The sequence below is a fragment of the Paenibacillus woosongensis genome, assembly GCF_030122845.1.
Taxonomy (GTDB): domain Bacteria; phylum Bacillota; class Bacilli; order Paenibacillales; family Paenibacillaceae; genus Fontibacillus; species Fontibacillus woosongensis_A.
Genome location: NZ_CP126084.1, coordinates 3,849,580 through 3,870,976 on the forward strand (window position 1 = coordinate 3,849,580; position 21,397 = coordinate 3,870,976).

Annotated in this window: 16 protein-coding genes; 5 read left to right on the top strand and 11 right to left on the bottom strand. The window is 49.8% G+C overall.

The genetic code is table 11. The features are described from left to right. The first annotated feature begins 56 nt into the window (after positions 1-56). Positions 57-1,010 (top strand): AraC family transcriptional regulator, encoded by a 954-nt coding sequence (locus QNH46_RS17655; protein ID WP_283928481.1) that lies wholly within the window; start codon positions 57-59, stop codon positions 1,008-1,010. 466 nt (positions 1,011-1,476) lie between these two features. Here QNH46_RS17655 and QNH46_RS17660 read toward each other — a convergent pair whose 3' ends face one another. The 7 genes from QNH46_RS17660 to QNH46_RS17690 form a co-directional block, all read right to left on the bottom strand. After that, on the bottom strand, positions 1,477-1,704 hold the full coding sequence (locus QNH46_RS17660; protein WP_283925427.1) for a hypothetical protein: 228 nt from the start codon (positions 1,702-1,704) through the stop codon (positions 1,477-1,479). An 86-nt stretch (positions 1,705-1,790) separates the two neighbouring features. Continuing rightward, the gene (locus tag QNH46_RS17665; RefSeq protein WP_283925428.1) at positions 1,791-2,831 is read right to left on the bottom strand and encodes an NAD(P)-dependent alcohol dehydrogenase; all 1,041 of its coding nucleotides are present in this window, start codon (positions 2,829-2,831) and stop codon (positions 1,791-1,793) included. 37 nt (positions 2,832-2,868) lie between these two features. Beyond that, positions 2,869-3,417 (bottom strand): cupin domain-containing protein, encoded by a 549-nt coding sequence (locus QNH46_RS17670; protein ID WP_283925429.1) that lies wholly within the window; start codon positions 3,415-3,417, stop codon positions 2,869-2,871. Between the two features lie 55 nt (positions 3,418-3,472). Further along, on the bottom strand, positions 3,473-5,989 hold the full coding sequence (locus QNH46_RS17675; RefSeq protein WP_283925430.1) for a glycoside hydrolase family 2 protein: 2,517 nt from the start codon (positions 5,987-5,989) through the stop codon (positions 3,473-3,475). Between the two features lie 55 nt (positions 5,990-6,044). Next, positions 6,045-6,884: a carbohydrate ABC transporter permease gene (locus tag QNH46_RS17680; protein WP_283925431.1), complete on the bottom strand. Its 840-nt coding sequence runs from the start codon at positions 6,882-6,884 to the stop codon at positions 6,045-6,047. A 3-nt stretch (positions 6,885-6,887) separates the two neighbouring features. Beyond that, positions 6,888-7,781 carry a carbohydrate ABC transporter permease gene (locus QNH46_RS17685; protein ID WP_055107188.1) on the bottom strand — a complete coding sequence of 298 codons (894 nt, stop codon included), beginning with the start codon at positions 7,779-7,781 and terminating at the stop codon, positions 6,888-6,890. An 82-nt stretch (positions 7,782-7,863) separates the two neighbouring features. Next, positions 7,864-9,228, bottom strand: a complete 1,365-nt coding sequence (locus QNH46_RS17690; protein WP_283925432.1) for an ABC transporter substrate-binding protein — start codon at positions 9,226-9,228, stop codon at positions 7,864-7,866. A 282-nt stretch (positions 9,229-9,510) separates the two neighbouring features. Between QNH46_RS17690 and QNH46_RS17695 the strand changes: the two genes are divergently transcribed. Continuing rightward, positions 9,511-11,292 (top strand): sensor histidine kinase, encoded by a 1,782-nt coding sequence (locus QNH46_RS17695; RefSeq protein ID WP_283928482.1) that lies wholly within the window; start codon positions 9,511-9,513, stop codon positions 11,290-11,292. Further along, on the top strand, positions 11,289-12,809 hold the full coding sequence (locus tag QNH46_RS17700) for a response regulator transcription factor (RefSeq protein ID WP_283925433.1): 1,521 nt from the start codon (positions 11,289-11,291) through the stop codon (positions 12,807-12,809). Before QNH46_RS17695 ends, QNH46_RS17700 begins: the two co-directional genes overlap by 4 nt. A 109-nt stretch (positions 12,810-12,918) precedes the next feature. Here the strand turns inward: QNH46_RS17700 and QNH46_RS17705 are convergent, their stop codons facing one another. Genes QNH46_RS17705 through QNH46_RS17715 form a run of 3 tightly spaced genes read right to left on the bottom strand, consistent with a single transcriptional unit; the run spans position 12,919 to position 15,930 of the window. Continuing rightward, on the bottom strand, positions 12,919-13,725 hold the full coding sequence (locus QNH46_RS17705) for a carbohydrate ABC transporter permease (protein ID WP_283925434.1): 807 nt from the start codon (positions 13,723-13,725) through the stop codon (positions 12,919-12,921). Continuing rightward, the gene (locus QNH46_RS17710; RefSeq protein WP_283925435.1) at positions 13,722-14,597 is read right to left on the bottom strand and encodes a carbohydrate ABC transporter permease; all 876 of its coding nucleotides are present in this window, start codon (positions 14,595-14,597) and stop codon (positions 13,722-13,724) included. Before QNH46_RS17710 ends, QNH46_RS17705 begins: the two co-directional genes overlap by 4 nt. A 25-nt stretch (positions 14,598-14,622) precedes the next feature. Then, the gene (locus QNH46_RS17715; protein ID WP_283925436.1) at positions 14,623-15,930 is read right to left on the bottom strand and encodes an ABC transporter substrate-binding protein; all 1,308 of its coding nucleotides are present in this window, start codon (positions 15,928-15,930) and stop codon (positions 14,623-14,625) included. Between the two features lie 268 nt (positions 15,931-16,198). Between QNH46_RS17715 and QNH46_RS17720 the strand changes: the two genes are divergently transcribed. Further along, positions 16,199-17,764: a response regulator transcription factor gene (locus tag QNH46_RS17720; protein ID WP_283925437.1), complete on the top strand. Its 1,566-nt coding sequence runs from the start codon at positions 16,199-16,201 to the stop codon at positions 17,762-17,764. A 17-nt stretch (positions 17,765-17,781) separates the two neighbouring features. Further along, on the top strand, positions 17,782-19,548 hold the full coding sequence (locus tag QNH46_RS17725; protein WP_283925438.1) for a sensor histidine kinase: 1,767 nt from the start codon (positions 17,782-17,784) through the stop codon (positions 19,546-19,548). A 748-nt stretch (positions 19,549-20,296) separates the two neighbouring features. On the opposite strand, the gene abnA is transcribed toward QNH46_RS17725, so the two are convergent. Next, complete coding sequence (abnA, locus tag QNH46_RS17730) at positions 20,297-21,235, bottom strand: arabinan endo-1,5-alpha-L-arabinosidase AbnA (protein WP_283925439.1); 939 nt, start codon at positions 21,233-21,235, stop codon at positions 20,297-20,299. Between the last annotated feature and the right edge of the window lie 162 nt (positions 21,236-21,397).

Here is a 21,397-nt window from a genome sequence, read left to right on the forward strand (position 1 = left end):
AGTGCCGTATGATATAATAAAGTTACCAATTTACAGTAGATGAGGTTCCGATCGTGATGGATTATACCGGCACACCTAACACCATGGACAGCATCATGTCTCCGGATATTCAGGCCGCCTTCCGCATTTATGCCACCCACTGGCGCAAGGTCAACGCCGCCTGGCGTTATCCTGTGCATCAGCACCGCGCGTTTGAAATCAACATCGTGCTGGAAGGCGAGCAGCATATGACTGTTGCCGGCCGCCCCTTCCTGCAGCAAACCGGGGACATCCTGTTCATCCGCCCCGGCGTGGAGCATTCCAGCCAAGGCTCCGGAGGGCCGGAGGGAATGACATATTACGCCCTTAATTTTGATATCGATGATTCATCTCTAAGACGCTCCCTCATGATGGCCGATTCGGTCATTCTCACGGGGGAAACCGCGGAAATAGCGGACGTACGGCAGGCGCTGGACGATTTCATCCGTTCTACGATTTCCGGTGAACCGGATACGCATCGCCAGCGCCTAAATGCGCTTCGCGCCTCGCTTCGGCTGCTTACCGCACTTAGCGGCTGGGCATTATCGGAGCTGCCCGATAACCCGCCGGCATACGAGCCAAGCCCGCCCGAGAACGCGATTCTGCTCGCCAATGCTATTGAAAAGCACCTTGAGGAGCTTGTCTGCGCTTCAGCAGCTGGCGGTGAAGGGAGAGCCGGCATCGAGGACATTGCCGCGAAGCTGGGGTACAGCCCCGCCCACTGCAACCGCGTGTTCCGGCAGGTCTACGGCAAATCGCCGCGCCAGTATCTGTCGGGGCTGATTATCCGCCAGGCCAAGCTGCTGCTGCTGAATTACAGCCTGTCCGTAGAGGTAATCGCCCTGCGCCTCGGCTACCGGGACGCCTCTCATTTCAGCAAGCAGTTTAAACGCTGGACCGGCCTTTCTCCGCAGGGCTATCGCAAGCTCAACCACCCCGACCGCCGGGAGATTGATGCCGAGCAGCATTATCGCGACAATCCGTTTATATAGAGAGTGGAAAATAATAACGATCTACGGGCCGCTGTTATCCGCCATTTGTCTAGATTAGATTTTAATGTAACAAATGGCTCCTAAAGGCGGACGTAAACTCCCAACGATTCGTTATTCATTTCCTGGAGAAGGGCAGGAAGAAAGCAAGGGCTGTCCCAAAAGTGGTCATATATGGCTGATGACACCCCCTTCCCTGCACCCTTTTCTTTAAGTCCTCTTGATATAAAATCCTTGGATATACTAACCTGTCGTACAGGTCATACAATAAATGGATTTCATGTATCTAATGATGCTCTAAACGAATGCTTAAGGGGATTAGATGGATTTCATGCAACTATTATCAAGAATCCATTCCATGATTGGCAATTTTCCTTATTCTAACGACATGAAATCCATTTAATTTCACATTTCCTTCTTGACCGCAGAAACTAACTACTATAGATCCATTTAGATAAGTGTTGAACTATTAAAAGGGTGTAGGGTAAGCAGTAAGCGGATACAATGTTAAGCCTTCGCCATTATAAAAGTGCAAATCGAGGATTTCGGCGCTTCCTGCTACTCGGCCTACCCAAAGTAAACCTAGAGGTTGGGTAGCCTTCACTTGCCCATCGATAATATGCTCAAATGGGCAACCATGAAGCAAAAAGCGCAAATTCCGGGGCTGATATAGCCCGAGAACTTGCGCTTTTTTCATAAAATTGAAATCGTGTTGCTCGTTTCATCAGTTCCTGCATTGGAAAAACTACTTTTGGAACAGTCCCTTACATCTACCTTACTAAATTAATCGATTTTGATGATAATCTTTACGACGTCGTTTTTCCGGTTGATATTGACGTCAAACGCCTCGGCAATTTCATCGAAGCTGTACTCGTGAGTCACAATGCCGGACACGTCGATGAGCCCTTCGTCCATCGCCTTGATTGCCTGCGGGTAGATGTTCCGGTAGCGGAACACGGTTTTGATCTCCGCCTCCTTGCCCAGCAGCTTGGCGAAGTTGTATTCAATGATATCCTGCGGCGCCATGCCGACCAGGACGACAGTCCCGCCCCGCTTGACCATGTACGCTGTCTGCTGTACCGTCTTTACCGCGCCTGCGGTCTCCATGACAACATCCACGCCTTCGCCGTCCGTCAGCTCGTCAATCAGCTTGACCGCGTCCATCTCGGCCGCGTTGATGACTCGCGTTGCGCCAAGCTCCAGCGCTTTATCCAGCCGCTTCGGAATGACGTCCACAACGGTAATGTCGATAGCGCCAAAGGCTTTGGAAGCCAGCAATGTCGTCAGGCCGATGCAGCCTGCGCCAAGAATGACCACGGAGCTGCCTAGCGTGACGCCGCCCTGCTTGGCAGCGTGCATGCCGACCGAAAGCGGCTCGACGAGCGCGCCCTCTCTGGTCGTAATAGAATTAGGAAGCTTGAACGCCATGTTCTCTGGAAATGCAATGTAGTTTTCAAAACAGCCATGATAAGGCGGTGTAGCGAGAAATTCCACATCGGGGCACAGATTGTAGCGTCCGCTTTTGCAAAATTCGCATTGTCCGCAGGTCACGCCCGGCTCCAGAGCTACGCGGTCTCCTACCTGCAGCTGCTTGACGCCCTTCCCGATAGCGACTACCGTGCCCGCGCACTCGTGCCCGAGGATAAAATCGCCGTTGACAATAAAGTCGCCGATTTTGCCATGCTCGTAATAATGCACGTCCGATCCGCAGATGCCGACGTATTCAAGCTTGACGAGCACCTCCTTCTCTTTTGGCTCGGGCACTGGAATTTCGCGGATTTCCATTTGCTTCAGGCCGGTCATAAATGCTGCGCGATTGTTCAACAGAAACGCCTCCATCTTGCGTTATTATTTTAATTCATCAGTCCTCGATGCGAGGAATCCGGTCAATGCGGGGATCGGCAAAAATGTCGTATTCGTCAAGGCTTCTGGTGCTGAATTCAGATACGACCGCACCTGCCGGGCCTGCCTGGAACCAGTGCTTCGTATTCGGATAAATCGTATATTGCTCGCCCTCGTTCAGCACGATTTCATGGAATACGGAGTAATGCTCTTTGCCGCTCTCCGGCAGAATACCGCGAATACTCGAGCTGGGCTCGCCTTCCACATACAAATACACCGTGCCGTAGCGGCAGCGGAAGGTCTCTTCCTTGCCTGGATAATTCAGCTCGGGAATCGCCGGGTGCCTGTGCTCGGGACAGGTCTGTCCCGGCAGAAGCACCATTTCCTTTGCGCAGCAGCGGTCGGTATTGATCAGGGTGACGATGGAAAGCCCCACCAGCGCGAATTGATCCAGCCCGAAGTCAGCGATCTCCAGATTGTCCTTCTCCTGTTCGGTCAGCACGATATGGGCCTTGTCGTAATAATCCAGAATGATTGGCTTAAAATGCTGATACACTGATTTTTTCATAACGGCCGCCCTTCCTCATCTCCAGTGTTTTAGAAATTTAGTAATTTATTCATGTTTATCTGACCGAAGCAAATTTAAGCGATTCGCTGCCTGCAGAATAGACGGTAATCGTCTTCACCTCACCCGGCAGCAGATCAAAGTAGAGGTCGGAGCAGTCATAACCGCCCGCAACATATACACCGTGCGCATACCCTTTGCTGGTCAGCGTAATTTTGCGATCCGGTCCGATCTGCTCATCGCTCACGATTTCAACCGGCGATGGATCGAATACCATCGTCTTCATATCGCCCGTCCGCAAGGATATGGAGTTCACGGTATCCGAATCTGGAATCAGCATCATGCTGCCCTTGGTGTAATCCTGATCCGGCAGCTTCTCCGTAAGCAGGTAAACCCGGCTATGCGGCTCAAGGGAAATCTCCAGCGTTTTCGTCTGCCGAACTGTTCCGTCGAACGAAATATAGCCGTATTCCGCCCGGAAACTCACCTTCTCTGCCGTATCGTTCATCCCTTGAACAACGACGTTTCCGTCCACCACGCGCATCGACAGCTTCGTATGGGCCAGAGCGCGTTTTACGCCGTAGTACGGGATTTTGCGGCTCAGATAATAATCGATGATCGTCCAGCCAACCTCGCCCCAGGCATCGTTGTACATCCAGAACAGCGCGCCGCCGCAATCTTCCTTGAATCGGATCGCTTCCAACGAATACTCAAGCATGAGCGAGTGTACCATGCCGCCGTAAAGCAGATAGTCCTCGATGGATAAATTGTCGGTGCGGTCAAGGTAGTTTTTAGCGATGCCCGTGATGACGGTTCCTTTCTCAAACACATTGCAGTGCATTTGCCATACTTCGCTGTCGAAGTCGATTTCTTCCCCGCCCAAATACTTCTTCGTACTCTCCAGAGAGCAAGGGCCGACAAAGCCGTATTCGCTCACGAATTTGGAGTTCACTGTATCGAAGTCCATCGGCTCGATGCGCTCGTCCATATTGAGGCTCATGAAGGCGTTGTGCCAGCGATGGACATCGCCGACCGTATCGTCGTTCGGAAGCGCCCCGCCGTATGGCGAGCTGTTCCAGTAAGGAATGTGGGAGCAGTTGTTGTACATGATCTCCTTGGCGAGAATGTTCGCGATGTACATTCCATACTGCTTCTCATGCTTGAACTCGATCTGCCATCTCGGATTGTCATATTTGTTGAAGATCCAGTGGACTTCGTTGGTTCCGCAGAACAAGGCAATCGATGCCCGGTTGCGCAGGCGCTTGGTCTGATAATCCATCTCGGCCCGCATCTCGTCGCGGAATTCACGTTTATGGTCAGGATAGGTGGAGCAGGCCATCATGAAATCCTGCCACACCAGCAGACCGTTCCGGTCGCACAGATCATAGAAAATATCCCGCTCGAACAGCCCGCCGCCCCAGACGCGCAGCATGTTGAAGTTCGCTTCCACCGCCTCGCGGATCAAGGTCTCGTACTTCTCGTCGGTAACACGCGCATGGATGAAATCAGCTGGAACCCAGTTGCCCCCCTTGCTGAAAATAGGAACACCGTTGACGATCAGCCGGAAATTGCGCTCTTCGCCGCGCAGGATTGACGTGTCCAGCTCGACCGTCCGGATGCCGAATTGGAATGCGGGATATTCGGTCTTCGCGTTCGCGCTCACCGCAGATACCTGCACATCGTACAGCGGATGCTCGCCATGCCCCGCAGGCCACCACAGCCGGGCATTCTCCACCTCGAGGTCCACATCAAAGTAGTTCGTGCCAGAGGTCAGGAGCAGGTTCTCGAGCTTTTTCGTCACACAGGATTCCCCGTCATAGGAAATGTCGATCTGCAGATCACAGTTTATCGTCCCGATGATGTCCAGGTTCTCGATGTTAACGGTCGCTTTAAGCCGGGCAGTCTGGTCAGCACTGACAGTGACAAGCTTCACCTCGCGAACCGCGATCTCTTTCTCGCAGCGCAGATACGCGTTTCCGCCCAGCCCGCAGGTAACGACGCGAGGCCCCCAGTCCCAGCCTACCGTATATTGCGGACGTCTTACGTAGGAACGGCGATAGTCGCCGCGGTCTTTGCCGCCGTTGTCGTATTCGCGGCAGGTCGCCCAGTTGAGCTCCGCCAGATCGTTGTCGGTAACGTCCTCCAGCCCGGTAGTGACGCGCACCGTAAGTGTGTTTTTCCCGGTGGTCAGAATGTCCTTGATATTGCGGACGAACGGATAATGCACATTGCGATGGCTGCCGACATATTGATCGTTTACGAAAATATCGCTGTTTGTGTCGATCGTTTCGATGACAAGCTCGATAATGTCACTGTCAAAATCGATACCCGCGCCGTCGAATTCCTTGGTGTACCACCAGGAACGCTGTTCAATCCATTCGCTGGCGAGCGCATGATCGGACTCAAGTGGCTCCTGGATGATGCCATGCTCGATGAGAGGAATACGAACATCGGTCGGAAGCGTGCAGGGATACCAGCCTTCCTTCAAAGCCTTCACAGCCGCCAGGCTGTCTCTGCCCCAGTGCAGCGGCGCCTCGTGAAGAAGCCATGCGTCGTTTAAGTCAAATCTTTTCATAAGTCTCCCCATCCTTGATGTGTATTTGTTGTCATTCCTATTTCATTGGTGCGAATCAACCCTTGACCGAACCGGCAACCATACCCTTGATGATCTGCTTGGAGAACGCAAAATATAGTGCCATAGCGGGAAAAATAGCGATCAGCATCGAGGCCATCATTTTCGGATAATCGGTAACGAACTGTCCTTTGAACAGCGTGATGCCGACAGGCACGGTCATCAGGGTTTCCTTGCTGATCAGGATCAGCGCAAACGTAAATTCATTCCATACGATAAAAAATTGAATGATGCCGACGGTGACGAGGATCGGCTGGCACATCGGAAGCACGATGCTAAACAAAGTGCGATGGAAGCTGCAGCCATCGATATTGGCGGCTTCCTCAACTTCAATGGGAATGCTTCGCACATAGCTCTCCACCAGGAAAATCGCAATCGGCAAACCGAAGGCCGCATACGGAAAAATCAGCGTGTACCATTGATCGCCCATCCCGGTTTTCGTAAACAGCACGTACATCGGCACCATTAAGGCATGAATCGGAACAAGCATCCCGAGCAGGTAGTAGTTGTAAAGCGCATTTTTCCCTTTAAACCGGAAGCGGGAAAGAAAGTAACCGATAATAAAGCCAAGAATCAGGATGATCGCCAGCGACAGCACGCTATTCCGGATGGTGTTGCCCATCCACAGCAGAATTTTGCTTTTGGTCAGAATCGCCATGTACTGCTGAAAGTTCGGGCTGTGCGGCAATGAAATCGGATTGGCGTAAAACTCGGCCTTCCCTTTTAGCGAAGAATAGAATAGCCATATCGCCGGAAAAATGCAGGTCATGGAGAAAACGGCCAAAACCAGATTAGGGACCAGGCCGGACAAAAAACGGCGTTTACTGCTCTCCCCCATCACTCACACCTCCTTGTCCTTCGTAAAGCTTAGCAGCAGCCATCTCGTTCCGGCGATAAATATCAAGCTCAGAATCAGGATGCCGATCGACATCGCGCTGCCGTAACCCATCTTATAGCTAAGGAAGGACGTCTTATAGGCGTTTAGCGCCATCACGTTGCTTGAGGTTCCCGGGCCTCCGCCGGTCATGACATAGATGTGGTCGAAGACCTTCATTGTCCCCGCGATACAGAGCGTCACGCAGACGATCAGCGTATTCTTGACGAGAGGCAAAGTGATATGGATCGCCTTCTTCCAGCCGTTCGCCCCGTCGATTTCCGCCATTTCCAGCACCTGCGGGTCAATGGAAGCTAGAGCGGAGAGGATGATGATCATGTAATATCCGATATATTGCCAAATCAGGGGAATCGCAACCAATGTCAGCGCAAGACTCTCGTTGTTCAGCCAGGGCTGAATCCATTCCGCTTTTCCGATTTGCTTAAGAAAAATATTGATTAAGCCATAGTTGTAGTCATACAGCATCGTCCAAATAAAGCCGATCACGACCGCCGATAATACCGACGGAAAGTAAGACATCGTTCTGTGAAAAGCCTTGAATCTGACGCCTCTTGTATTCAGCAGTATGGCGAACAAGAAGGCGAAGCCGATTTGTCCGACAATGCACAGCACCGTAAGATAAATGTTGTTGACAAAAGATTGGATGAAAATGTCGTCCTTAGCCAGTGCTATAAAATTATCCAAACCGATGTAATTCATCTTCGTCCCGCCCGACCAGTCAAAGAACCCGTAATAAAAAGCCAGGACGATCGGAACAAATACGATAAAGGTGTACAGGATAAAGCCCGGCAGCATGTACAATATGAAAGCCTTCCTTGACGGACGAATTGCCTGGTTCATGTCGCTGCTTCCTCCTTAATTAACGCATGATGGTAAGCTGCCGGCACGCCGGTGGTGCCAGCAGCTTGAACCATCGCGGCGGTTACAGGCTTTCCTGCCCAGATTGAAGCTGTGCGGCAAGATCTTGGCCCGTTTTCGTACCGTTCAGCACTTCCTGCAAACCTGTATTCATGCTTTCGATGATGGCCCCTTCCATCAGCATGTCGTAGATCGGCGTAAACGTCAGGGAGCCGGTCAATGCGGCAAAATCCTGCGTCAGCTGCGGGAACTGCGTCAAATCGGTGCCTTCAATCAGGCTTGGGCCAGTCATGCCGTATTTTTCGGCATAAACTCTGGAAAAGTCATAACCCGCCGTGCTGAACAGAAAATCCATAGCTGCATCGAGTTTTGCGCCTTCCAGATTTTTGTTGAGCGCAACATACCAGCCGGCCCCGCCGGAGATCGTATTGTTATCGCCCTTTCCACCATCCACTGGCGGCAGGATCGCAACCTTGGTCTGGCTTAGCACTTCCTCCGAGGCATTGGACAGCAGGTAGCTAAGCGCCCAGTGGCCGTCAATAGTAGCTGCCGCCTTGCCCTGTGCGTAATATTCCTCGGCCTGCGCATTGGAGATGATATTGAAATCAGGGTTAAACACTTTATTGGCGGCAATATTCTGCATCTGATCGAGTGCGCTTACAAACTCAGGGTCGGTAAATTTCGCGCTGCCGTCACGGGCTATAATCGAATTCGTCCAATCGGTGCCTGTGAAACGATCGCCCATGGTCGAAAGGATGCTGGATTCGGCCGGCCATTTGTCCTTGTTGCCCAGTGCGATAGCGGAGATTCCCTTTTCATTAAATTTTTCAGCGGCCTTATAAATGTCTTCCCAATTGTCCGGAAAACGGTCATAGCCGATTTCTTTCCACATTTGTTCGTTATAAAAAACAACCGAGGTGATCGATAGCTGATTCGGAATCCCGTAAATGTTGCCGTCCCGCGTAGCCGCATCAAACACGCCTTTGCGGAACTGGTCCTTGTGCTCATATTTGTCCAAATAGTCGTTGATCGGCATCAGCAGGTCGTTGTTTGCAAAGTTGCTCACCCAAGAACCTTTTAAGAAGAAGATGTCCGGGATTTCGTTGACGGCGGCCTGCGCCTGGATTTTTGTCGAATAATCCGCCTGCGACATGACCGACTGAACCAAATTGACATTCGGATTGTTCGCTTCCCACTCTTCAACCAGCGTCATGTAGCTGTCCATTTCTGCGCTTGTGGGACGTTCCTCCTCCAAATAATAGTGCGAGAAGGTCAATTGAATCTGTTCTCCCTTTGCCCCGCCCGCACCGGAATTTCCGGGGGTCGTGCTGCCATTGCTGCTTCCATTGCTGCCGCTGCCACAGGCAGAAAGGATTAGCGAGAGAGCTGCCAGAAATGAGATGATTTGCATGATCTTTTTCTTTTTCATGTTGCCCCTCCAAAATGTATATTTGATTTCATAACCTAACTATAGAAGACGGGAGATTTATTTTGTATCCGCTTTCTTGTCTTCATTATCCTCGTATTTTGTCATCATCGAAAGAAAAATCGGATCAACCTCTGCCCATGAGGCAAACGATATCCTTAAAATTTGATATTTATCACAAAAAATGACCATCTCATAAAATTGGCATAGGACAATTGACACCTGTCCGGCGCAATGACAGAATAAATTCATAACATCAAGGGGGGGAGTGTGCGCCCTGTGACCATGCGTAAAAAGCTTATGCTGTTCTTCATCTGCCTCGTGATGATCCCGATTCTTACGATTTATTCCGTAGCAATCAACATCTTTTATGAGAGCACCAAAAAAGATTTGCAAGCGCTTTTTTCGAACCATATCCATGGAATCGGCAAAAACGCGGATCAATTTTTTACCGATGCGCTGGATCTTACGACCTATCCATTAATGGAAACGAATCTGAAAGCCTTCTTAAGCAAGCCGAAGGATGATGAGAACTATTTCGCGTTGACCAGCAACGCCAATAGCATCCTGCTCTCTATGCCCTACGGTTTCTCCAACGGCATTCGCGGCATTTCTCTCCTTTCGCGGGATCAAGCCTCTATTAATGTAGGCATTTCGTTAAAAATATCGAAGGAAGATCTGGAAGCTGCGCGAGCCGGGGCATCGAGGCCCTATTGGGATTATCGCGACGTTTCCAGCCTGCAGGATACGCCAATGGAAGCATACAGCCATATTACTCTAACCCGATTGCTGAGGAATCCGAGCAATTTGTCCGAGGAGCTCGGCTTTATCAAAATCGCCATGAGCCGGAAGCAGCTTATCGATACCCTGATGTCGGACCGGATCAACCACGAGGTTTCCTATTTTATCATTGATGAAAATAACAAGCTCCTTGTAGATACGAGCTCCGGCCAAAGCTACGCCAATCTGAAGGGGGACATTTCCTATCCGCATCTTCTCCAGTTGGCTTCCAGCTCGGCCAATACGCAGATCAACGGACAATACTTCATTTCCGCCCATAAAATAGAACGAACTCCATTCGTTTTATACAGCATTGTAAAACCGAATATCCTAACCATTATTAAGGAAACTCTTCTTAAGGGCTTGTCGCTGACCGTGGTGCTGGTGCTCCTATTTACGCTGCTATTGTCCTTCACTTTTTCCCAGATTATCACGGCCCCGCTCGTCAAGCTAGGCAAGCGTATGAAGTCGATCTCCAACGAGGATTTCTCCGTGCGCATCGACGTTAAGAGAAATGATGAAATCGCGGTGCTGGCCAACAATTTCAACCGTATGGCGCAGCGGCTGGACTTTCTGTATAAGGAAGTCTACATGGGGAATTTGAAATTACAGCAAGCGCAGCTAAGCGCCCTGCAAACACAGATCAACCCCCATTTTTTATATAACACGCTGGACACAATCTACTGGATGTCGGAGATGGGCGACACCAAAAATGTCAGCTCCATGGTTTCAAATATGTCGAAAATGATGCGCATGACGCTCTCCCCTGGCAACAGTGACATGGTGACGCTGGCGGAAGAGCTGGAGCATCTAAGCTGCTACATCCATATCCAGCGAATCCGCTACGGCGACCAGTTCGTGTTCGAAATCGATTGTCCGGAGCATTTGAAGTCTTATTACGTTCTGCGCCTTCTGCTGCAGCCGCTGGTCGAAAACGCACTTCTCCACGGGCTGAAGAACAGCACCCATGGCATCGTAAAGGTGCGAATTTACGAAAACGAAAATACGCTTGTTTACGAGGTGATGAATAATGGCACACCGGTGGACGTCACTGAAATTAACCGCCTGCTGGAGGTAGAGGGCAGCGGCATGCGGGGCTTTGCTTTACGGAACATTAAGGAGCGGATCGCTCTGAAAAATGGAAAGGGCTTTCATCTAGGTTGTTTTTTGCGTGACGGATTCAGCGTCTTCCAAATTACGCAAAAGCTGAGGGTTGAAGAGGCCGATGCCCGGGAAATTACGCTCGCAGACTACAACAGTGAACAAACAAAGGGGCTGAAGAGATGATAAAAATCCTGCTCGTTGACGACGAAGCATTTATCCGTCAGGGAATCCGCTATACGATTCCGTGGGAAAAGCATGGGATGGAAATTGTCGGAGAGGCAGCTAACGGAGAAGATGGCCTGAAGATGGCCATTCAGCTCTCCCCTGATATCGTTTTTGCAGACATCCAGATGCCGATCATGAGCGGAATTGAGCTGGCGAGAAAATTAAATGAGTATTTGCCGCGCACGAAGGTGATTATCCTCTCCGCATATGGCAATACCGAAAACTTTACCCGTGCGATTGAAGTAAAGGTAAGCTCCTTCGTCCTGAAAAATGCCGATTCCGGCAAAATACTGGAGGCGGCCCTCCGGGCAAAGGACGCTATTTCGGAAGAAAATGCCGCCTTTGGGCGTCAGGCGCTGATGCAGACGATTTATAAGGAAAACCAGCATTTGATTAAATCCGCCTTGTTTGCGAAATTTTTAAAAAACGAAATCCCGTTGAACACGTTTCAGAAGAAGGCGGAAAAACTGGATATGCCGCTGCCGGGCCCCTGCTATTCGGTGCTGCTCTCCCGCTGTGTTGCGAATGACGACTGGCTGGTGTACAACCATTTTGTGCAGGCTTTTCAGGAGTTCGAGCCCTTCGTATTCTTCATGGATGACAGCAAGCTCGTAACGGTATTAAATGTCGGTGCGCAGGGTGTTTCGGAGGAGGTTATGGACAAGACGCTGGCCAATCTCAAGCCTTATATTTTCGGCAACAGTATGGTGTTAATGAACCGTATCGAGTCGCTGGAGAAGCTCTCCTGCGCTTATGCGCTGCTGGACAGTGCGCTGGATGCCTGCTTCTGGAACACGGAACGGGAATATACGGAGGTTGCGCCAACAGATATGTTTCCTAGCGTGGGGCTCAGTGAGATACGCAATAGCGAGAGCAAGGTCATCTCCGCGGTCTTGTCCAAAAATGCTGCCCATATTGAAAGCGCTATCCAGGATTACGCTGAGTTTATGCGTCAAAATGCCGTCTCCCGGTCGCGCTTTCTGGAATCGGTGAACCGGATCATCGTGCTGATGGAGGCGGTGATGGAAAAGCACAACGATGCCCGCAAAACCGCGGAAATTGTTGCTGAAACGGAAACGCCCGAGGAAGTGATCGAGCTGTTGCTGAGCTTGGCCAGGCCAAACATGGAGACGGATTATAAAAATGTGCAGTTTGCGGCCGCATTGGATTATATCAGCCAAAATTATAACAAGGATCTCAAGCTGACCGATGTCGCCAAGGCCGTTTACATTTCCACCGGTTATTTGAGTAGAATCTTCAAAAGCGAAACCGGCTATTCCTTTAAAGAGTGGGTGAATCGCATTCGCATCGAAAAAGCGAAGGAACTCATTCTAAACAGTGATTTGAAATACTATGAAATCGCCGAATTGGTAGGGTACAAGGATTACAAGTATTTCTCCGCGTATTTCAGCAAATTATGCGGAGTCAGCGCGAAGGAATATAAAGTGCTGAACAGCCCGATGCTTCATCGTTAGAGTCATGTTCTTGAAAAAACAGGACTTCCCGCTGTCGTTTACGACAGATAGGAAGCCCTGTTTTTTTGATACTGGATTGACGAACTCCTTTTGTTTCTATCTTCGTCCGCTATTTCACCGAACCCAGCATACCCTGCACGAATTGCTTCTGCAGCAGGAAGAAAATCAGCACCGTCGGCAGCGTCGTAATCACGATGGCCACCATAATAATTCCGTAGTCCGGATTATAGGAGGAGGCCAGCGACGATACGATCAGCGGCAGCGTTTTCTTGTCCTGCGTCTGCAAGGCGATCAACGGCCACAGGAAGCTGTTCCAGTAGTTCATGAACGTAATGATCGCTGCGGCCGCATAGGTTGGCTTCATCGTTGGAACGTAGACCTGGGCGAACAAGCGCCACTCGCCTAATCCGTCAACCCGGCCGGCCTGCAACAGCTCCCGCGGAAACGACTTCGTATTCTGCATGAAGAAGAAGATCATAAATGCCGTCGTAATCGAAGGCAGGATGACCGCGGTCGGCGTATTCAGCATGCCCATGTTGCTGAACATGCGGAACAGCGGAATCATGACAGCCGCGAACGGCATCATCATGGAGAGCATGAGCAGGCCGAACAGCCTGTCCTTGCCCTTGGAACGGTAAATTTCAAAGCCATACCCCGCCATGGAGCTCAACACCAGCGTTCCAATCGTGCCGACGATCGCGATCAGCGCGGAGTTCCCGAAGGCAGCCCCGAGGTTGGTCATATCAAGCAGTTTGGTGATATTGCTCTGCAGCATCGTACCGAAGCTGAACTTGCCCTTCACGATATCCGAGGATGTGTTGGTCATGCCGATCAGCATCCAGACGAAGGGAAACAGAGAAACGACAGACGCGATAATCAGGAACAAATGAATACCCAGCGAGCTTAATTTTCTCATTGTTTCTCACCTCCGACCTTGAGCTGAAGGAAGGCCAGCACAGCCACCATCACTACGATTGCATAGGACACTGTCGCCGCATAACCGAAGTTAGGCGTATAGACGAAGGACAGGTTATAGATATACTGGGAAATCGTCATCGTCGAGTTGCCCGGACCGCCGTTCGTAATGTTGACGACCTCATCGAACAACTGCAGGGTCCCGTTCGTCGAAATAATTGCCGTGAACAAGATAATCGGCTTTAGCATCGGAACGGTAATGCTGAAAAATTGCCGTGTCTTTGACGCACCATCCATCGAAGCCGCCTCATAGACGCTTGGATCAATATTCTGCATCGCCGACAGATAGAAAATCATATTGTAACCGGTCCAGCGCCAGGTAATCGCCGCAATGATGACGACTTTTGCCCATACCGGATCCATGAGCCAGGCAACCGGCTCTTGGATCAGGTGGATGGACATCAACATCTTATTCAGAATGCCGTCGACGGCAAAAATACTCTTGAACAGCACCGCATACGATACAAGCGATGTTACGCAGGGCAGAAATATGGCCGTACGATAAAACCCTTTGAAGCGGAGCTTCGGCATGTTCAGGAAATAAGCGATCACCAGCCCGAGCATCAGCATGATCGGTACCTGGACAATCAGGTATAACAGCGTATTAAGAACCGCTTGCTTGAACATCGGATCTGAGAACAAGCGTCCATAATTGGCCAGTCCTACATATTGATACACCGTTCCTTTGCCGGACTGAAACGACAAGAGCAAGGATTGCAGCATGGGATAGAAGCTGAACAAAAGAATAAGCGCTGAAGGCAGCAGCACGAACTGCCATCCCATCAAAGAAGATTTATTCCATTTACTGCCCATAGGTTACCACCCGCTAACTTAGTATTTATTGCACCTGCTGTCCAAAATGTTTCTGAATGTTAGCCAAGCTTTGGGTCAGGTCCGCACCGTTCAAAATGTTAGGCAGCTCGTTCTTGAGGGCGTCCTTGGCCTCTTGCGTGTACATTCCCAAAGAAATACCCGGAACCTCGGTCGACCATCTTGTGAAATCGCTGTAAATTGCCTGACCACCGAAGAATTCTGGCTTCTGATTGTATACTTCGCTGGAGAAGGCTGGGATAAAGGAACCGACTCCGCCGTTTTCCGTCAGGAAGCGCTCATAGAATTCCGTGCTGCTGCCCATCGTGGAAGCGAGGAAGTCAATCGCCATATCTTTGTTTGCGGATTCCTCAAGTACAAACCAGCTGGAACCGCCCTCGTTGGAAGCATTGACGCCGCCTTCCACATTCAGTCTCGGAATGGGTGCTACACGCCATTTGCCGCTTTGATCCTGGGCATCCATGATCGAAGCGATTTGCCATACCCCGGATACGACCGTAGCCACGTCGCCGGCGTTGAAGCTGCCTACGAATTCGCTCCAGCCCGTTACCGGCTTGGCAATTCCTGAATCAGCAATCGCTTTATACACGCGAAGCGTCTCGGTCATGGCCGGATTGTCTACGAAGTTGCCTTTGTTATCCGGCGTAATGTACCAGGATCCGGCGGATTGAAGCAGGATCGAAGTCAAGGCTTCGTCGTTCGGGTTGATGGTCGCCATGTATTTGCCTGTTTTTTCTTTGACGACTTTACCGATTTCAATATATTCATCCCAAGTAATGTTCTCAAGGTCCTCGGCCTTATAGCCGGCTTCCTCCAAATAATCGACGCGGTAGAACATGCCCGTTACGCCGATGTCAAACGGAACGCCGTAAATCTTATCTTCGATCCGCAGCGCATCTACCTTATATGGAGAAAATTGCGTAAAGTCTACCTTTTCTTTAAAGTCAGCAAACGTTCCCGGATAAGCGGTTACGTATTTTTGGATGTTCGGATCGTTCACCAGAATGATGTCCGGCAGCCCGTCTTTGACGCCTGCAGCCAGGTTCGTGTTCAGCTTTTGCTCCAGATCCGCTTTCGCCATATCGATAACTTCCAGTTGGAAATCCGGATGATCTTTCTTGTACAAATCCTCGGCGATTTTCAGCGCTGCTCCGTTAAAGGAAGGATCCCACGCCCAGGCAACGACTTTCTTTGTTCCGCCGCTCCCGGCTTCATTGCCGCCCTTCTCCGCAGAGTTCGAATTCGAAGAACCGCACGCCGCCAGCAGTGACGCTGTCATGGAAACCAGCAGCAACATGGATAACCATTTTTTCACTCTTTACAACCCCTTTTGATATGTTTTTGTAAGCGTTTCATGTAATTCGTTATCTATTTTAGAAAATTAAAAATGCGAAGTATAATCAAAATTAGCTCTATATTAGCAGTAATTATTGCTCTCCATCTGAGTTCCAATAATTTCCTAGTAATAATTATGGGTGTTAGCAGTTATTTTGTATTTTCAGGATTTCCCCTGTCCAATCATACCTTTATCACAGGGATTGGTATATGATTAGGACAAAAGACTTTGCAGGAGAGGTGTAATCATGGAAGAACGCTCCGCAAACTATCGGGTCATGATCGTGGATGATGAAGCGATCCTGCGCACAGGCATGCTGCATCTATGCAATTGGAGCGAATATGGAATCGAAATTGTTGCCCAAGCTTCAAATGGTTTGGAGGCGCTGCAATATATAGAAGATGTTCATCCCCATGTGGTAATTACGGATATAGTCATGCCGATCATGGACGGAGTCGAGTTTGCCAAAATCATGGGCAAGGAGCACCCTGAAATTAAAATCGTGGTGCTGAGCAGCTACAGCGAATTCAATTACGTGCGCGAGGTATTCAAATATGGAGTTACTGACTATTTGCTTAAGCCTAAAGTCTCTGCTGCCGAATTGATATCATTGATTCAATCGCTGTGCAGCGGAATGGATTTAAGCGAACAGAACCAGCCTTCTGTGAAAAATGACCCTGCCCTGCTGCTGGGACAATGGCTTGCTAGCAGCCATATAGAGGAAGACAAGCACAATGAAGCCCTGCTTCAGGAGCTTGGCCGGCGCTTCGATTCCGAGCTCTTCGTCATGGCCAAAGCCAGTACAAGCCTGCTGCTTTTAAGAACCACTTATACGCAGAGCCAACTGGAGCAGATCCTCCTCGAACTGGCAGCGAAGCATTTACACGGGCTGAGTTATGCTCTCGTATTTTTGAAAAACGAATGTCTATTGCTCGCCAATTATGAGTCTGGTCGGTCCGTTGAGATGTTATCCGCCCTCAAGCGGTTTGCAGACTCGGCCTCGGAAGCCCTATCCTACCTGTCATTCGTTCTTTCAAATCCCTTTCAAGACCTACGGCAAATGAAATCAGAGCATATCAGGCTGACTCCCTATCTCGGGAAGCTGCTATATTTTACGGGGCAAGCGCTCGTTGCCGAGGATGATATCACGGTGCAGAGCGAAAAGGCGGAGTTTAATCAGGAGCATTTTACGGCAGCGCTGCGCAGCTTCTCCATCGATGAGGCTGGCGCGCAATTGGAAACGCTTTTCTCAGAAAATACAGACAGCATGGCCTATGACGAATACAGCCTGAAGCGCCTATGCCAGAATCTCATTTATACGGCAATGAGCACGCTGGAGCAAATGAAGCAGCCCGTAGCCGAGCTGGGCTCGTCTAAGCTGAAGCTGTTCAAAAGAATCGATCTCGCTTATGATATCGAAGAGCTTAGAGGCATCATGCTGCAGTTCCTGCAGAATCTGAAGGAGATCCTCCCAGCGCCGGAACAGCAGCAATCGCCGATTCTCCAGCAAATTTACGCATACGTCCACAAGAACTATGCCAACGAAATATCGCTATCGGAAATGGCCGACAGTCTGCATTTGAATTATAGCTATCTGTCCTCCTATTTCAAACAGCGCACGGGCGAGAATCTGACTTCGTACATCAACCGGGTGCGGACGGACAAGGCCAAGGAGCTGCTCATGGATCATAAGCTGTCGGTGTCGGAAATCAGCCGGTTGACGGGATTTTCGGATCACAACTATTTCTCCAAAGTATTCAAGAAAATAACGGGGATGACTCCCGTGGAATATCGCAATCAAATCCCATCATAAAAGACAGGTGTTTAATCGTGCTGCGCAAGAACAGCATCTTTATTAAAATTCTCGTCCTGATGCTCTCGGGCATCCTGGTTATTTCATTGCTGCTGACGCTGGCGTCCTCTACGATCTCGGAGCGGATTCTGCTGAATCAGGTCGTCAAGAACGCCTCCGCCAACATGAATCACGTGAAAGACGAGCTGCTGAATTATAATGATCAAGTCGTCAATACGATGCTGCAGATCAGCAGCAGCAGCGAGTTCAGGAACTATATTACGAAGCCGGCCAATACGCCGCAGGAGCAAATCAATCTGGTGATGTCCCTGGGTAAATATATCGATTTGTACAAGGATTATTTAAGCCCGGAGAAATCGCATATTATCGTGTCGGCGCTGCCAGGGCTGGGCGGCCGTCACTACTCGAGCAACGCTCTGAAGTGGGACAAAATCCCCCAGGATATCGTCTCGACCTATATGACTGAGGACGGCAAAATCCCTAACCGTATCCGCTACAACAGCAGCCCGGATTTATTCGTAGAGACCGTGCCTTACGACAACTATATTTTTGCGACCAAGCCCCTTGTGCACAGCGGCACAGGCTGGATGTACGGGTATGCTGCCGTCGTGATGGACGAGCAGAACATTTACCGCAAATACAGCCCCTACATTTCCGAAGGCATCCATATTTCCCTGATCTCCTCGGATGGCACAATCCTGTCCAGCAGCCGGAAGGATTCGATCAGTAGAAAGGACATGACCCTGCTGTCCTTGGCCGGCCACGTGTCCGAGCAGGGGGGCGTATGGTCGGATTCGGAAGACAAGCAGACCTATATTTCCTACTATCTGCCGGAATTCAATGCCTATTTGCTTGAAGAGATCGATCAGTTAACGGCCTTCGCGCCCTTATACCGTATTTCCACCGAGATCCTCACGGTCATCAGCGTTGTACTGCTTGTCACTATGCCGTTCGTCTACTCTTTAAGCCGGCGGATTACCCGCCCCCTCAGCCAGCTCGTGAAGACGATGCAGACGAGCAAAGGGGATAATCTGAAATTTCATCCCCTGAAGGAAGGCGACAGCTACGAGACGAATGTGTTAACCAAAGCGTACAATCGGATGATCCGCGAAATCGATCAATATACGGATAAGCTGGTGTACGAGCAGCAGGAGCGCAGAAAGGCCGACCTCAATGCGCTGCAGATGCAAATTAACCCGCATTTTCTTTACAACACGCTTAGCTCGATCAAATATTTGGCAAAAATGCATCGTACGGACGAGGTGGACCAAACGATCGACAGTCTGATCTCCATGCTGCAGAGCACCTTGGGTTCAACCGAGGATATGGTTACGGTAGAAACAGAAATCGAGACGCTAAAGCACTATGTATTCATTAACCGGATCAGATACGGCGAGCAGATCGGGGTTCATTACGAGATTGCGGAAGACTGCTCTCAACTGCTCGTTCCGAAGCTGATCATTCAACCCTTTGTGGAGAACGCCTTCTTCCATGCCTTTCCGGGAATCGCGAGCGGAAATATTCACATATTTATCCGCAGGCTGGAGGAGAGGCTCATGATCGAGATTATGGATGACGGGGTCGGCATGTCCTCAACGGTGGAGCAGATCAATGAGAAGAAAAAACACCACTTGTCCGGGATCGGGGTCAACAATGTACATGCGAGGATTCAATTGTTGTTCGGCGCCAATTACGGCGTCCAAATCGAAAGCGAAGCAGGCTACGGAACGGCAATCAAGATTACGCTGCCGGTTACGCAATCTGTAGAGCGGATAAATAGTTAATGACGAACAGGAAAAAAAGCTAGCGGCATGAAAGCCGCTATATAAGATGAACTGTTGAAATGAATACGGGCAAGTACGAAATGTTCCTTTAATCGTGCTGCTCCCGGATTTTTTGGATGATATTGCGTTCATAAGAGGCAAAATTCTGTCACAAAGGCAACCACGGCTTATGCTCCCGAAGCAGCTCTCTGAGAAGAAAGCTACTTCGTTTCAGCGGATTCTGTGTTCACCTTGCCTGCAATTGATTTCATTTTATATAAGCTGCGCGCCACTAAGTTGTGTGGTGCACTAAGGCGCACACTAAGATCTATACACTAGGATGGTCGCATACTACGACGCACACCTAAGATCTTTACACTTGGCTGTGGCGTACACTAAATGGAATTCATGTATCTAATTATGCTCTAAACGAACATTTCAAGGGACTAAATGGATTTAATGCAACTAAAATCAAGAGTCGATCATATGATAGTTCAATCCCCCTTCTTTTAATGACATGAAATACATTTAAATCCGCCCTCCCTTCCTTGCCATAGAAATTAACTACTAAAAATCCAATTATATAAGTCGAACTATTGAAATTATTTAGTCGTTTTATAGATCCTTTAGCGTTGTTATAGGTTAACAGGTTCAAATTTCCATTGCGGCATACTTAGAAATTAAGTCGACCGAAAATTGGTTTATTTTATTTTTTCATAAAACAAACCCCTCTCACACCCAGACAATACGCGATGGATAAACCCCTGCCTTAATACGTCGGCCAGCCGCTGGAATCCCAGTTCAAATCGCTGATGAGCAGCTTCGGGTTGCCGTTGTCGTTCCGGTCATAGGCATGTCTTGCGATGACGTTGTTGTACACATGCTGTCCGCCTGGACCGGCCCAACGCGTATTGCCTGCATCGAATACCGTTCCCCCGCCGTTCATCATATCCACCCCGCTTTTATCCTTGTAAGGCCCGGTAATGCTGCTTGATCTTCCGACGACGATTTTATAGTTGCTGTTCGAGCCCTGGCAGCAATTATCGATGGAAGCGAACATGTAATAATAGCCGTTGCGGTAAACAATGGACACGCCCTCGATGCCGTTGCTCCGCCTAGCGATCGAATAGAGGCTGCCTGTCGGCTTCATCGTCGTTTTGTCCAGCTTCGTGATTTTGATGCCGCTGAACCAGGAGCCGAAGGCCAGCCAAGGATTGCCGGAGGCGTCAATGACAAGATTCGGGTCAATCGCGTTATAGTCCACCGAAGGGTCTGATTTAATGACCAGCCCGTCATCCCGCCAGCTGCCCGCCCCTACACTCGTCGCTGAAGCGAGGCCGATCGCTGAGGTGTTCTTGCCGAAGGTGGAGATCGAATAATATAGCCAAACCCGGCCATTGTACAGCTGAACATCCGGTGCCCACACATCGTTTGTGGTCATATTCGGCACATAGGTTTTCCACCAGGAAGGCGGGCTCAGGAAAATTTGGGGAACACGGTACCAGTTGGTGCCGTTATCCGACCTCAGTACTTGGATGCCCTGCCCCGTCGAGAACGTATACCAGGCCGATCCTTCCTTGATGATGGATGGATCATGAACGGCGACATCGCCGGTCAAGTTCCAATGCGCCGCCAGGGCTGTTCCGACGGCTGATCCCAGGATAGCGACACTGCAGATGACCGATAAAAGCAATTTCCGATAACGCATTAGACATTCCTCCAGTTTATTGAATTTGAAGAGAAAAATGATAGCGCTTTCTCTCATCTACAATATACTAGAAAAGTAAATATTTTGGAATATTAAGTTTAAAACAATATACATTTTTATAAAATAATTTTCGTAAAAAAAGCAGCCATCCCTGATAATTTC